A 15,122-nucleotide genomic window follows, 5' to 3' on the forward strand; every position below is an offset into this window, starting at 1 on the left:
CGATTAAATTCGCGATTGCCAATCGGGGGGGGGCTTCCCTGTCCCGTGGCAGATCAGGCCATCGCGATGGTCCGCCGACAATGAATCAAGGAGAGACGGATGCGCTATCAGACCTTGCTTGGTGTCATCGCCGTTATATTGGCGACAGGTGCGCCGGCCGTATCGGCGCCACAGGCAGCAGCACCGTTGCCCGCCGCCCCCCTCCTGATGCCGCAGATGCCGCTCCACGATCCGTGGATCGTCGCGGACAGGGCGACCGGCACCTACCACCTGTTCACCCGCAACGACGCCCGGATGACCGGGAGCCGCCAGCTCGGGATCATGGCCTATACCAGCCGCGACCTGAAGCACTGGACGCAACCCAAGGTCGTCTTCGGCTGGCCGAAAGACGGATGGGCGACCGATGGTGCCTGGGCACCGGAGGTGCATCCGTGGCGCGGGAAATGGTATCTGTTCGCCACTTTCCACAATGAGAAGCTGCCGCTGCCGGCCAAGGGGGCGCGTCCGCTGCATCGCCGCTCGACGGTGCTGGCGGTGGCGGGCCGGCCGGGCGGGCCGTTCGCGCTGGTGCGTGGCGGCGAGCTGGTGGCGCCGGCGGGGCAGATGACGCTCGACGGATCGCTCTATGTCGATCCGGCGGGCAAGCCGTGGATGGTCTATGCGCATGAATGGGTGCAGACCGATATCGGCACGATCGAGGCGGTGCCGCTGAGGGACGACCTGTCCGCCGCCGGCCCGCCGCGCGTGTTGTTCCGAGCGAACGAGGCGCCATGGGCGATGGCGCAGCCGCAGGCGGATGGCACGAACATCTACGTCACCGATGGCCCCGAACTGTTCCGCACGCGCACTGGCACGCTGCTGATGCTGTGGTCCCGTTACGGCAAGGGCGGCTATATCCAGGGGATCGCGCGGTCGAAGACGGGCGATCTCGCCGGGCCGTGGGAGCATCTGCCGCCGCTGGTGGGGCGCGACAGCGGCCACGGCATGGTCTTCCGCGCGTTCGACGGGCGGCTGATGATGGTGCTGCACCGCCCCTTCACCCGCGCGCTGGGCAAGTTGTATGAATTGCGCGACGAGGGCGACACCGTCAGCTTGGTGCGCGAGGCGACCGAACTCGATCTGGAGGCCTATCCCACGCATCCCTGCGAACCGGGAAAGCGGCCGGCAGCGGATGATCCTGGCGACTGCTGACCGGGCGGCGGGTTGCGTCGGCCGGGGTGGCCTGTATTGTCATACAAGAAAACGAAATGGTCGGGAGAGGAACGACGTGAAAAAGGGATCGGTCACGCTGGGGATCAGCGCGCTGGCGCTCGCCGCCGCCACTGCGCAGGCACAGCAGGGAGCGCCGCAGGTACAGCCGGTGCAGGTCGATCCCGCCCGGCCCGACTGGGAGAACCCGGCGGTCTATGCGCGCGGCAAGCTGCCCGCGAGCGCGACGGGCTTTCCCTTCGAGAGCCGTGAGCGGGCGCTGGCGGGCCATCGCACCCAGTCGTCACGCTTCCTGCTGCTGAACGGCGACTGGAAATTCTCGTTTTCGCCCGATGCGGACCGGCTGCCCGCCGGGTTCGAACGCCCCGATTACGACGTGTCGGCGTGGAAGAGCATCAAGGTGCCGTCGGACTGGCAGACGCAGGGTTACGACCAGGCCCGCTATAACAACATCACCTATCCCTTTCCCGCCAACCGCCCGCTGATCCCCCACGCGACCAACCCGGTCGGCTCGTACCGCCGCGATGTCGAGGTGCCGGCCGGCTGGACCGGGCAGGACGTGATCCTGCACATCGGCGCGGCGGGATCGGCGTATAAGGTCTGGGTAAACGGCCAGGACGTCGGCTATTCGGAGGACAGCAAGCTGCCCTCCGAATTTGACGTGACGCGGTTCGTGAAGCCGGGCCGTAACACCGTGGCGATCCAGGTCGTCCGCTGGTCCGACGGCAGCTATCTGGAGGATCAGGATTTCTGGCGCGTCTCGGGCATCGAGCGCGAGGTGTTCCTGATGGCCGCGCCCAAGACGCGGGTGCGCGACGTGTTCGTCCATGCCGGGCTGGACAAGGCGTACCGCGACGGGATGCTGTCCACCGACCTCGCCGTCACGCCCGCCACGCAAGCAATGACCGCGCGGATGACGCTGATGGACGGCGACCGGCAAGTGCTGGTGAAGGAGGCGCGCGTCGCACCGGGCAAGGCGGAACGCGTCGTCACGCTGGCCGCGACCGTGCCCGGCGTGCGCGCCTGGACGGCGGAGACGCCCAATCTCTACACGCTGATGGTCGAACTGCTCGATGCAGAGGGGCAGGTGGTGCAGGCGACGCCGCAGAAGATCGGCTTCCGCACCGTCGAGATGCGCGACGGCCGCGTCTCGGTCAACGGCCGCCCGATCGTGATCCGCGGCGTCAACCGGCACGAGCACGATCCCGAGACGTTCCACGTCATCTCGCTGGAATCGATGCGCCGCGATATCGAGCTGATGAAGCGCAACAACATCAACGCGGTCCGCACCTCGCATTATCCCAACGATCCGCGCTGGTATGCGCTGGCCGACGAATATGGCCTGTACGTGATGGACGAGGCGAATATCGAAAGCCACGCGTACATGGATTACGCGAACAAGCATCCCGAACTGCGCCCGAAGCTGCAGATCGGCTTTGATCCGGCATGGGAGGGCGCGCATGTCAGCCGCGTCACCAACATGATGGAGCGGGACAAGAACCATCCCTCGGTCATCTTCTGGTCACTGGGTAACGAGGCGGGGATCGGCCCGAACTTCGAAAAGGCCGCCGCGGCGCTGCGCCGGCGCGATCCGGGCCGGCTGATCTCGTACCTCGGCTGGGGCACGCTGGATCGCGGCACCAACAAGCCCAATCCCTATGTCGACATCTATGCGCCGATGTACGACGAGATCGAGAAGATGGTCGACTGGGTGAACGACACCACCCAGACCCAGCCGATGATCCAGTGCGAATATGCCCATATGCAGGGTAATTCCGGCGGCAATTTCAAGGATTACTGGGACACGATCTACGCCCATCCCGCCAAGTTGCAGGGTGGTTTCGTGTGGGACTGGGTCGATCAGTCGATGTTCCGCTACACGAAGGACGGGCGGCGTTACTGGGGCGACGGCGGCGAATACGGCCCCAATCCGGGCGGCGACATCGAATTCGGCGACGGACTGACCCAGCCCGATCGCACGCCCAATCCGCATCTGTACGAGGTGCAGAAGGTCTATGCGCCGATCCAGTTCGAGGGGTTCGACCCTGCCACCGGCCGCGTCACGGTGCGCAACCGGCATGACTTCCGCGACCTGTCGGGCTTCGCGTTCGACTGGGTGCTGGAGGAGGACGGCGTGGCCGTCGCGCAGGGGCCTCTGCCCCCGATGACCACCGCCGCCGGAGCGACGCAGGCGATAACGCTGCCGCTACCGGTGATCGCGCGCAAGCCGGGATCGGAATATTGGGTCACCGTCCGCGCCCGGGCGAAGGCGGGATCGGTACCGCTGGTGCCCGCCGATTACACGATCGGCTGGGACCAGTTCGCGCTGGCGGCCACCCCGAAACCGGCATCGGCGCGCGCCGGCGCGGTGGCGGTGCGCGATGCGGGCGGCGCGGTGCGGCTGTCGGCGGGTGACGCGGTGTTGACGATCGACCGCAAGACCGGGCTGATCGACGGCTATGCCCGGGGCGGCGCCACGCTGGTCAGCGGCGGTGCGCCCAATTTCTGGCGCGCGGAAACGGACAACGACACGCTGACCGGCACCACCGCACAGATGAAGCCGTGGAAGGGCATGTCCGAAACCCGGCAGGTTCGGTCGGTCACGGTGCGCAAGCTGGGCGGCGGTGCTGCCGAGGTGCGGGTCGACCACGGGTTGGGCGACGGCGCGGCGCGGTTCGTGACCAGCTACACGATGGCGGGCGACGGATCGGTCGCGGTGGCGGGCGAGTTCACGCCGCTGAAGCCCGACCTGACGCCGCCGATCCGCATCGGCTTTTCGTATGCGATGCCCACCACGATGAAGACGGTGGAATGGTTCGGCCGTGGCCCGCACGAAAGCTATGTCGATCGCAAGACCGGCGCCGCGATCGGCCTGTGGCGCGGGGCGATCGCCGACCAGAACCATGATTACATGCGCCCGCAGGATACCGGCAACAAGGTCGACGTGCGCTGGATGGAGGTGTCCGGCACCGCCGGGACGGGGGCGGGTGGCCTGCGGGTGACCGGTGAGACGCCGTTGATGATGAACGCGCTCGCCTTTCCCTATACCGATCTCTACCGCCGCGCGCCGGGGACGTGGAAGTCGAGCGACATCGTGCCGCACGGGCAGGTGTCGCTGCTGATCGATGCCGCGCAATGGGGTGTCGGCGGCGACACCGCGTGGAGTGCGATCGGCCAGCCGCGCAAGGAATACCGGACGAAGCTGGCGCCGACCCGCGTCGCGTTCCGGCTGGAGCCGTTTATGGGCGAGGGCACCACACCTGCCAAGGCACGGCCCGCCCGCGCGACGGAGGTGCAGTGAAAGCCGGGGCGATCGTCCTCGCCGCGCTGGTTGCGGGGGCGGCCCTGCCCGTCGCGGCACAGGCCCCCGTAATACCGGCACCGGCGCGGTGGGATGCGCCCGGTGCGCGCAACCCGCTGTTGCCGGGTTACTTCGCCGATCCGTCGATCGTCCGCCACGATGGCCGCTGGTACATCTATGCGACGATCGATCCCTGGGGGGACGACCGGCTGGGGCTGTGGCAATCGACCAATGGCCGCGACTGGACCTTCTCGACGCCCGACTGGCCGACCAAGGCGGCGGCGACCGGGCCGACCTCCAACGGGTCGAAGGTCTGGGCGCCTTCCGTCGTGCGGGGCAGGGACGGCCGCTGGTGGATGTACGTGTCGGTCGGCAGCGAGGTGTGGGTCGGCACCGCCCCGTCGCCCGCCGGGCCGTGGCGCGATGCGAACGGCGGCAAGCCGCTGATCGCGAAGTCCTTCGACCTGCGCTATCACATGATCGATGCCGAGGCGTTCGTCGACGATGACGGGCAGGCGTATCTCTATTGGGGGTCCGGGCTGAACTGGGTCAACGGCCACTGCTTCGTCGTGAAGCTGAAGCCGGACATGGTGACGTTCGACGGTACCCCGCGCGACGTGACCCCCGGCCATTATTTCGAGGGGCCGTTCATGGTCAAGGCGAACGGGCGTTACTTCCTGACCTATAGCGACGGTAACACGACGAAGGACACCTATCAGGTCCGCTACGCGACCGGATCGTCGCCGCTGGGGCCGTTCACGGAGGCGGCGGGCAACCCGATCCTCGCGACCGATGCCGCGCGCGATATCATCAGCCCCGGCCATCACGCGATCTTCCGGTCGGAGGGGCAGCCCTATATCCTCTATCATCGGCAAGGATTGCCCTGGCCGACCGGCGGCGACGCGGTACTGCGGCAAGTGGCGGTCGATCCGCTGACGGTGCGCGGCGACGGGACGCTGGCCCGCGTCGCGCCCTCGCACGGTAGCGACGTGAAGGGTTTTGCGGCCAGGCGCGCGCCGGGCCTGCCATGGACGGCGAGCGGAGCGGGGCTGGATGCGCTGCATGGCGCGGCGCGTGCGGCGGACGATAATTACGCGACGCTGTGGAAGCCGCCGGTCGAGGGTCCGCAGACGATCATCGCCGATCTGGGGCGCAAGCGGGCGGTACGCGAAAGCCGGCTGCGCCCCGAATATGCGACCCGCGCCTACCGGTTCGGGATCGATGCGTCCGACGACGGGCGCATGTGGCGGACTGTGGCGGCGGTGGCGGAGCGTCGCGGCTCCCCGATCGTCGTGCCGCATCACGGCAGCGCGCGGTATCTGCGGGTGACGTTCACCGGGGCGGATGCGGGGTTGTGGGAGTGGGGGATCGACTGATCCATCCCGCCATCGTTCCTACTCTCCCAGCACCGCCGCCAGCCGCGTTGCCCATGCCGCGACGCCGGCCGCATCGGCCAGCAGGTCCTGCCGCACTTCCAGTTCGACATAGGGCCGGTCGGGATAGGCGTGGCGGGGCACGGTATGGTCGATGCCGTCCATCCGGTACGGTTCGTTGTCGCCCACCGTCAGCGTCGGGTCGGCGCGCAGTCGGGCAAGCGTGCGGTGCGTCAGGCTCAATTCGCCGCGATCGTGCAGGACGCCGACCTGCCACGGCCGCGCCACGCCCGCCATCGCGGGGGTGAAGCTGTGCAGCGACACCAGTTGCGTCTGCCGCCCACCCGCATCGCGTCGCGCGAGTTCGGCCGCGATCGCCGCCTGATAGGGCGCGTGGATCGCGGCGACGCGGGCGGCCCGGTCCGCGCCGGTCAGCACCTCGTTGGCCGGAATACGGGTGCCGTCGCTGACCGCGGGCATCGCATCGGCGCGGGCGGGATCGCGGTTGCAGTCGATCACCAGCCGCGAATAGGTCTGGCGGATGAAGACGGCATCCAGCATCCCCGCCAGCGCCTCGCCCAGACCGGCGATGCCGATGTCCCAGCCGATGTGCCGGTTAAGATCGTCCGGCCCGATCCCTAGCGATCCGAGCGCCGCCGGCACGACATTGCCGGCATGATCGCCGATCAGCAGCAGATCGGAACGCCCGTCGGGATTGACGATCTGCACCGGGTCGGGATCGTTATGACCCAGTAACGGTTCTATGGGTGTATCAAGCATCCTGGGCCATGGGGGGTCGCCTTTTGCCGTTCCTGAACCTGTCCCATGTCACGACCTATAGCTATCGTCACCCCGTATCGTTCGGCGAACACCGGGTGATGGTGCGCCCGCGCGAGAGTTTCGACCAGCATCTGCTCGACGCGCGGCTGACGATCTTTCCCGAACCCGCCGATGTCCGGTGGTTGCAGGACGTGTTCGGCAATGCGGTGGCGATTGCCACGTTCGACCGGCGCGCGAAGGAACTGGTGTTCGACAGCCGGGTGCGGGTGCTGCATACCCCTGCCGAACTGCAGCATGTCGATATCGAGGAATATGCCCGGTCCTATCCCTTCACCTATTCGTCGGAGGAGATGCCGGACCTGTTGCGCTCGATCGAGCGGCAGCATCACGATCCGCTGCGGCTGATCGATGGCTGGGCGCGCCGTTTCGTCAATCCGGCCGGGCGCACCGACACGCTGGCGATGCTGTCGGACATGACCACCGCGATCCGGCGCGAATTCACCTATGTCCCCCGCGCCGAAAAGGGCACGCAGAGCCCGATCGAGACGCTGTCGCGGATGAAGGGCACCTGCCGCGACTATGCGATGTTCATGATCGAGGCGGTGCGCGCGCTGGGCTTCGCGGCGCGGTTCGTGTCCGGCTACGTCTATGGCCCGTCGAGCGGCGACATGCCGGTGGGCGGCGGCAACACCCATGCCTGGGTGCGGGTGTACCTGCCGGGATCGGGCTGGGTCGAATTCGATCCGACCAACGGCATCGTCGGCAATCGTGGGCTGATCCGCGTCGCGGTGGTCCGCGATATCTATCAGGCGGTGCCGGTATCGGGGACGTGGAGCGGGTTTCCCGGCAGTTTCCTCGACATGACCGTCACCGTCGACGCGCGCATCGATCCCGCCGACGCGCCCCCTGCGCTTGCTGTCCCCACCGCTGCCCCCGACATGAGGAAAACCGGCTGATGCTGATCCGTGCTGGCTATGACATCGCCTTCGATGCCGAGGTGGCGACACCGATGCTGGCGATGTTGAGCGTCCATCCCTCCCGCAACAAGGACCTGCGCACGCTGCACCGCATCGCCGCCGATCCGCCGGTACCGATGTACGATTACCAGGACGCGTTCGGCAATGTGTGTACCCGGATCACGATCCCGGCGGGCGGCGTGACGCTGTCGTGCGATTTCGTGGTGGAGGATGACGGCCTGCCCGATCCGGCCGCGCCCGATGCGGTGCAGCACGCGGTGGAGGACCTGCCCGACGACGTGCTGATCTTCCTGCTCGGCAGCCGCTATTGCGAGACGGACCGGCTGTCGGACACCGCTTGGTCGCTGTTCGGCCATATCCCCGCCGGATGGGAGCGGGTGCGCGCGATCGTCGAGTTCACGCACAACCATGTCGAGTTCGGCTATCACCATGCCCGCGCGACCAAGACCGCGTGGGATGCGTATCAGGAGCGGCAGGGCGTGTGCCGCGATTTCGCGCATCTGGCGATCACGCTGTGCCGCTGCATGAACATCCCCGCGCGCTATTGCACCGGCTATCTGGGCGATATCGGCATCCCGCCGGTCGACGCGCCGATGGATTTCTCCGCGTGGTTCGACGTGTATCTGGGCGGGCGCTGGCATACCTTCGACGCGCGGCACAACCATCCGCGCATCGGCCGCATCCTGATGGCGCGGGGCCGCGACGCCACCGATACCGCGCTGACCACCGCGTTCGGGCGGACCACGCTGGTCCGGTTCGACGTGCATACCGACGAGGTCGATGCCGTCGCCTGAGCGTTAATCGTCCGGCAGGGCATTTACGGTGTCCGGTCGCTCGCTTACCATCCCCTTCAACGACCAAGGGGGCGACATGGCGATACGGGGTTTGTGGGCGGCGACGGCGCTGGCCGGGGCATTGGTGCTGGGCGGCTGCGCGAGCAAGGGCGACGAGCGGCCGCAGACCGTATCGGCCAAGCCCAAGGCGCCCGCGCCCGGCCGGGGCAAGGGATATAGCCACGATCCCTTCCCCTCCACCTATCGCGCCTATCCCGGCGTGGCGACACTGGTCACCAACGTCACCGTCTATGACGGGGAAGGCGGCCGGATCGAGCGCGGTTCGGTGCTGTTCGCGGATGGCAAGGTCGTGGGCATCGGGCAGGGCCTGACCGCCCCGGCCGGCGCCACGGTGATCGACGGCACCGGCAAATGGGTGACCCCCGGCATCATCGATATCCACAGCCATCTGGGCGATTATCCCAGCCCCGGCGTGCAGGCGCTGTCCGACGGCAACGAGGCGACCGATCCGGTGACGGCGGACGTGTGGGCCGAACACAGCGTGTGGCCGCAGGACCCCGGCTTCGGTCGCGCGCTGGCCAATGGCGGCGTCACCACGCTCCAGATCCTGCCCGGCTCCGCCAACCTGTTCGGCGGGCGATCGGTGGTGCTGAAGAACGTCTATGCCCGCACGATGCAGGGGATGAAGTTTCCGGGCGCGCCGTACGGCCTGAAGATGGCGTGCGGCGAGAATCCGAAGCGCGTCTATGGCAGCAAGGGGCGCAAGCCCGCGACCCGGATGGGCAATGTCGCGGTCGATCGGCAGACTTGGGCGAAGGCGGCCGACTACAGGCGCAAGTGGGACCGGTACGAGGATCAGGGCGGCGACGAGCCGAGCCGCGATATCGCGATGGATACGCTGCGCGGCGTGCTGTCGGGCGAAATCCGCGTCCAGAACCATTGCTACCGCGCCGACGAGATGGCCATCGTCATGGATATGGCCAAGGAGTTCGGATACAAGGTGACGGCGTTCCACCACGCGGTGGAGGCGTACAAGATCGGCGATCTGCTGAAGCAGAACGACACCTGCGCGGCAGTGTGGGCCGACTGGTACGGCTTCAAGATGGAAAGCTATGACGGCATCGGCGAGAACCTCGCGCTCCTGCACAAGGCGGGGGCGTGCGTGATGATCCATTCCGACGACGCCAACGGCATCCAGCGCCTGAACCAGGAAGTGGCCAAGGCACTGGCCGCCGGTCGCCGCGCGGGTATCGAGGTGTCGGACGCGGCCGCCTGGCGGTGGCTGTCGCTGGCGCCGGCCAAGGCGCTGGGTATCGACGATCGCACCGGCAGCCTGAAGCCCGGCAAGATGGCCGATGTGGTGCTGTGGAACGGCGATCCGCTCAGCATCTATACGCGGCCGGAGAAGGTGTGGGTCGATGGCGCGCTGCTCTACGATGCGAATGATCCCAAACGACGGCCGGTCAGCGATTTCGAACTGGGCCAGCCGGGCGAAGGAGACGTGAAGTGAAGGCGCTCCTGCTCCTCGCCGCCGCATTCGTGGCCGCGCCCGTCGCGGCGCAGACCATCGCCATCACCGGCGGCACCGTGGCGATCGGCGACGGTTCCGCGCCGATCCCCGGCGGCACCGTCGTGATCCGCGACGGCCGCATCGTCGCCGCCGGGCGCGGCGTCGCGGTGCCGGCGGGCGCGCAGACGGTGGACGCGACCGGCAAATGGGTGACGCCCGGCATCGTCGCGGGGATCGGCAGCCTCGGGCTGGTCGATGCCGGCGGCGTCGGCGAAAGCAACGACGGCGGCGCGCGGACCTCGCCGTTCAACGCCGCGCTCGACGTGTCGACCGCGCTCAACCCCAATGGCGTCATCATCGGCAACGAGCGCGCCGGCGGCGTGACGCGCGCGATCGTGACCAGCGACGCCAGCACGTCGATCTTCGGCGGGCAGGGGGCGATCATCGATCTGGGCGCCGATCCCGATCCCGTCACGAAACCCCGCGCGTTCCAGTATGTCGAACTGGGCGAAAGCGGCGCGGACCATGCCGGCGGCAGTCGCCCGGCGGCCTATGCGATGCTGTTCGACGCCTTCGCACAGGCCGCCGATTACCGCCGCAACCCCGCCGCGTTCGACGGGCGCGGGCGCGACGCGCTGTTGAAGCGTGCCGATGCGGAGGCGTTGCTGCCGGTGCTCGACGGGCGGATGCCGCTGGTGGTCCATGTCGAGCGGGCCAGCGACATCCGGCAGGTGCTGACCCTGCCGCGCCGCTATCCGTCGCTGAAGCTGGTCTTGGCCGGCGCGGGCGAGGGCTGGATGGTGGCGCAGGAGATCGCGGCGGCGCGGGTGCCGGTGATGGCGTCGGCGATCGCCGACCTGCCCGCCTCGTTCGAGCAACTGGCGGCGACCGAATCCAATGTCGGCCGGATGACGCGGGCGGGGATCATCGTCGGCGTGCTGTTCGACGGCAGCGGCGGCGAACACGGCCTGACCCAGTTCGCGGGCAATCTGGTGGCGATCGGCAAGGTGCCGGGGGCGACCGGGCTGGACTGGGGGCAGGCGCTGGCGACGATCACGTCGAAGCCGGCACAGGTGATGGGGCTGGATGCCGAGATCGGCTCGCTGCGCCCCGGCCGCCGCGCGGACGTGGTGGTGTGGAGCGGCGATCCGCTGGAACTGTCGTCGGCGGCGGAGGCGGTGTGGATCGACGGCCGGTCGCAGCCGATGAATTCCCGCCAGCGCCGCCTGCGCGACCGGTATCTGACGCCGGGCGAGACGGCGCTGCCCAAGGCGTATTCGCGGTAGGGGCGGTCATCGATCTTCCACCCCGGCGGAGGCCGGGGTCCAGTCGGGATGGCGGTGGTGACGTCCAACTGACGTTCACCCAACTGGACCGCGGCCGCCGCCGGGGTGGTGACTGGGTGGGGTCGATGGGCCTCATTCAGTACTGATTTATGGTGATCGGGTATGAAGGGCGCGTGTTCCTTTTCCGCTCCTCGCCGGCCATCCGCCTTGCCGCTTCACTGCTATTCGTCGGCTCCACCAGCGCGGTCGCCCAGACGCCGCCCGCTCACCTCCAGACCGCCGACGAGGCGGTCGCGCAGGATGCCGCCGCCTATGCCGGGCGATATGCGGTGCCGCTGGACGATGCGGTGCGGCGGTTGCGGGCGGAGGCGGCGACGGTGGCGGCGACCGATGCGATCGCTGCCGAATTCGGCGACCGGCTGGCGGGTATCGCGATCGAGCATGTGCCCGCGTTCCGCATCGTCGTGCTGCTGACCGCCGGCGATCCGGTGCCGGGGCGCATCCTGCCGGCGGGCGGCATGACGGTGCCGGTCGATTTCCGGGTCGCGACCTCGGCGACGCGGGCGCAGTTGCTCGCCGCGCTGACGCAGCATCAGCCCGCGATCCGCGCCGCGCTGCGCCGTCCGCCCGGCATCGGGATCGACCAGCGAACGGGCGAGCTGGTGGTGATGGTCGCCGGGGTCGATGCCGACCGTGACGGGGTGGCGACATTGCAGGCGCGCTTCGCCGCGATGACAGGGGTGCCGGTGCGGGTGCGCGCGGTCGATCGCCCGGACTTCGATATGGCAGGCGACATGCAGGAAACCGCCGCCGACATGGTGGCAGTGGAGGGCGGCGCCCGCGTGGTCGGCACCAGCCCGGTCGACGGCCGGCGGTACGCCTGCACCACCGGTTTCTCGGTGACGGACGGGGTGCGGCAGGGTGTCGTCACCGCCGCGCACTGCCCGGACACGCTGTCCTATATCGATCCGGCGGGCGGGGCGGCGGTGGCGTTGCCGATGGTCGGGCAATGGGGCTGGGGCCATCAGGACGTGCAGGTCAACGTGACCGCCGGGGCGGCCAGCCCCTATTTCTATGCCGACACGCCCAAGCGGCTGGCCCGCCCCGTCACCGGCCAGCGCCGCCGCACCTCCGCCCGCGCGGGCGACACCGTGTGCCATCGCGGCGAGCGGACCGGGTATAGCTGTTCACCGATCGAACTGACCGACTTCGCGCCCGCCGGCGACCTGTGCGGAGGTGCGTGCCTGCCGACCTGGATCACCGCCGCCGGCCCGACCTGCAAGAGTGGCGACAGTGGCGCACCGGTGTTCGCGGGCACCACCGCGCTCGGCGTGCTGAAGGGCGGCAGCTACCGCAGCGACGGCAGCTGTGCCTTCTACTTCTACATGTCGACCGACTATCTGCCGGATGGCTGGTCGCTGATCCGCGCCCCGGTCATCCAGCCGGTGCCGCCGCGACCTTGACCGGCTTGACGTAGCGGTCGAGCCAGTCGGTCATCTGCCACAATGTCTCGCCGGTCGATTCCGCCGCGCGGTAGCCGTGCGGCTCGCCCGGCAGCACGACGTAGCGCACGGTGGCGCCATTGCCCTTCAGCGCGGCGTACATGCGTTCGGACTGGATCGGGAAGGTGCCCGAATTGTCGTCTGCCTGCCCGTGGATCAGCAGGATCGGTTCCTTGATCCGGTCCGCATAGGAGAAGGGCGACATCGCGTTGTAGGTCGGCGCGGCCTGCCAGTAGGTGCGCTGTTCCGCCTGGAAGCCGAACGGGGTCAGCGTGCGGTTATAGGCGCCCGAGCGGGCGATGCCGGCGCGGAACAGATCGGTATGCGCCAGCAGGTTGGCGGTCATGAACGCGCCGTAGCTGTGCCCGCCGACCGCCATCCGGTTGCGATCGCCGACCCCCAGCGCGACGACCGCATCGACCGCCGCCTTCGCATCGGCGGTCAGTTGCTCGATATAGGTGTCGTTGGGCTCCGCACCGTTTTCACCGACGATCGGCATCGCCGGATCGTCGAGCACCGCATAGCCCTGCGTCAGCAGGAACAGGTGACTTATCCCGCGCGGCCGGGTGAAGCGGTTGCCCTGATCCACCGTCTGCCCCGCGGTCGCGGCGCTGGTGAATTCGGACGGGTACGCCCAGAGCAAGGTCGGCAGCGGGCCGTCGCGCTTCGCCTCGTACCCGGCGGGCAGGTACAATGTGCCCGACAGCGGCAGGCCATCGGCGCGCTTGTAGGTGATCGTGCGCTGCGTCACCCCCGCCATGGCGGGCGCGGGATCGGGGAAGCGGGTGATCGGTTTGGCCGATCCGCCCTTCGCGGCGCGGACATAGTAATTGGGCGCGTCCTTCGCGCTTTCGCGGCGGGTGAGCAGGCGCTTGCCGTCATCGTCGAGCAGCGCGACGACGTCCTCGTAATACGGCGCCTTGGCGGTCCATAGCCGTTCCTGCGTGCCGCCCGCGACCGGCAGGGTGGCGAGGAACGGGAAGGCGCCGTCCTTCGTCGCGCCCTCGCCGGTCACGAACACCGCGCCGCCGTCGCGGGTGAAGCGCATCACCGGTTTGCCCGCCGCGTTGTTCTCGGTGATCGGCTGGCCGGGATCGCCATATTGATCCTGATAATTGCGCGTCAGCATCAGCCGCTCGGTGCCCGGCCGGCCCGGCGACACGGCATAGCGATGCTCGGTACGGGTACGCCATTCGGCATCCGCCACGATCGCGAACCCGTCATTACCCCATGACGTGCCGCGATAGCGCGCCTGCGTTTCCGCCAGCGTGACCGGCGCGGCGGCGAAGGGCGCGGCCTGCATCAGGACGCGGTCGTGTAGCGCCACCTTCGCGCGGGGGTTGCCGCCATCGAGCGCCTCCGCCCAGACCAGCGTCGCGGGGGCATCGGACCGCCATTCCACCTCGCGCGGGCCGGTGACGACCGCGTCGAAATCGACCGCGAGATCGTCGGCGAGCGGCCGGTCGACGATGGTGCGGACCGGCTGGCCGTCGATCGTCGATACCGCGATCTCGGTCGGGAAGAAGCGCGCGGGCAGCAGGTAGCTGTAGGGGCGCTTCAGCCGCTCGGTCATGAGGTAGCGGCCATCGGGGGAGACGGCGAAGTCGGTCCACAGCCCCGCCTTGCCGATCGTGGCGGCGGCCCCGCCGTCCACCGGCACGCGGGTGAGCAGGCCGGTGAAATAATAGTCGAACAGCCGTTCGTCGGCGGCGTCGCGGATCAGATCCTCATAGGTGCGGGCGGCGGCGGTGCGGCCGGTGCTTTCCTGCACGATCGCCCCGCCCGGTGCGTCGCCCGCCACCGGCGCGGGGCCGCGCGCAGGGTCGACGGTGCGGACGATCACCGCGCTGCTGTCCGGCAGCCACGCATAGGGCGCGCCGGAGAAGGCGGCGTTGACGTGATCGACCAGTTGGCGGGCGGTGCCGTCGCGCGTCACCGTCCACAGCGCCAGCCCGGCCGGACCCTGCACCACCATCGCCAGCCGCTGGCCATCGGGCGACCAGCTGGCGTTGCTGAACCGCGCGCCGACGGGCAGTGCCACCTTCACCTGTTTGCCGCTGGCCAAATCCTGCAGCGTCAGCGCGTTCAGCCACTGGACGCGCACCTCCGCCTGACCGTTGGTGGCGGGATCGATGCGATAGCCGCCCAGCCGCAGGATCGGGCGCGACAGGTTGGCGATGGTCGGCAGGTTCTCGCGACCCCAGATCGCGATCACGCGGTGATCGGGGCTGACCGTGACGCCCGGCGTGGGTGCCTGCGCCAGTATCCGGGCGATGGCGGGCGGCGCGGGGTGATAGGTGGACGGGGCCTGGGCATGGCCGGGAACATGGGCGGTGGTGGCCAGCAGCAGGGCGGCGGCGATCGGATATGGCTTCACGGATAGGGTCCCC

General features: G+C 68.8%; 10 protein-coding genes. 8 read left to right on the top strand and 2 right to left on the bottom strand.

From position 1 onward, the window contains the following. Window positions 1–99 precede the first annotated feature (99 nt). The 3 genes from IFT82_RS05035 (at window position 100) to IFT82_RS05045 (ending at window position 5,886) form a co-directional block, all read left to right on the top strand. Window positions 100–1,191, top strand: coding sequence for a glycoside hydrolase family 43 protein (locus IFT82_RS05035; protein ID WP_192125164.1), 1,092 nt, complete (start codon window positions 100–102; stop codon window positions 1,189–1,191). 76 nt (window positions 1,192–1,267) lie between these two features. After that, complete coding sequence (locus IFT82_RS05040) at window positions 1,268–4,510, top strand: glycoside hydrolase family 2 TIM barrel-domain containing protein (protein ID WP_446740943.1); 3,243 nt, start codon at window positions 1,268–1,270, stop codon at window positions 4,508–4,510. Then, window positions 4,507–5,886 (top strand): family 43 glycosylhydrolase, encoded by a 1,380-nt coding sequence (locus IFT82_RS05045; protein WP_192125168.1) that lies wholly within the window; start codon window positions 4,507–4,509, stop codon window positions 5,884–5,886. Before IFT82_RS05040 ends, IFT82_RS05045 begins: the two co-directional genes overlap by 4 nt. A gap of 18 nt (window positions 5,887–5,904) precedes the next feature. Here the strand turns inward: IFT82_RS05045 and IFT82_RS05050 are convergent, their stop codons facing one another. Then, a complete protein-coding gene (locus IFT82_RS05050; RefSeq protein WP_192125170.1) occupies window positions 5,905–6,663 on the bottom strand; it encodes an N-formylglutamate amidohydrolase in 759 nt (252 codons plus the stop codon). A gap of 8 nt (window positions 6,664–6,671) precedes the next feature. Here IFT82_RS05050 and IFT82_RS05055 point away from each other — a divergent pair, with 8 nt between their 5' ends. The 5 genes from IFT82_RS05055 to IFT82_RS05075 all read left to right on the top strand — a co-directional run bounded on the left by IFT82_RS05055 (window position 6,672) and on the right by IFT82_RS05075 (window position 12,693). Then, entirely contained in the window at window positions 6,672–7,619 is a 948-nt protein-coding gene (locus tag IFT82_RS05055) for a transglutaminase family protein (RefSeq protein WP_244646524.1), read from the top strand. Beyond that, on the top strand, window positions 7,619–8,434 hold the full coding sequence (locus IFT82_RS05060; RefSeq protein ID WP_192125172.1) for a transglutaminase-like domain-containing protein: 816 nt from the start codon (window positions 7,619–7,621) through the stop codon (window positions 8,432–8,434). The genes IFT82_RS05055 and IFT82_RS05060 overlap by 1 nt, the downstream gene beginning before the upstream one ends. A 76-nt stretch (window positions 8,435–8,510) precedes the next feature. Next, window positions 8,511–9,944, top strand: coding sequence for an amidohydrolase (locus IFT82_RS05065; protein ID WP_192125174.1), 1,434 nt, complete (start codon window positions 8,511–8,513; stop codon window positions 9,942–9,944). After that, the gene (locus IFT82_RS05070; protein ID WP_192125176.1) at window positions 9,941–11,230 is read left to right on the top strand and encodes an amidohydrolase family protein; all 1,290 of its coding nucleotides are present in this window, start codon (window positions 9,941–9,943) and stop codon (window positions 11,228–11,230) included. The genes IFT82_RS05065 and IFT82_RS05070 overlap by 4 nt, the downstream gene beginning before the upstream one ends. A gap of 173 nt (window positions 11,231–11,403) precedes the next feature. Continuing rightward, entirely contained in the window at window positions 11,404–12,693 is a 1,290-nt protein-coding gene (locus IFT82_RS05075) for a S1 family peptidase (RefSeq protein WP_192125179.1), read from the top strand. On the opposite strand, the gene IFT82_RS05080 is transcribed toward IFT82_RS05075, so the two are convergent. After that, window positions 12,665–15,109: a S9 family peptidase gene (locus IFT82_RS05080; RefSeq protein WP_342355051.1), complete on the bottom strand. Its 2,445-nt coding sequence runs from the start codon at window positions 15,107–15,109 to the stop codon at window positions 12,665–12,667. The genes IFT82_RS05075 and IFT82_RS05080 overlap by 29 nt on opposite strands. Window positions 15,110–15,122: the final 13 nt, after the last annotated feature.

This window comes from Sphingomonas sp. CFBP 8760 (genome assembly GCF_014841615.1).
GTDB lineage: Bacteria > Pseudomonadota > Alphaproteobacteria > Sphingomonadales > Sphingomonadaceae > Sphingomonas.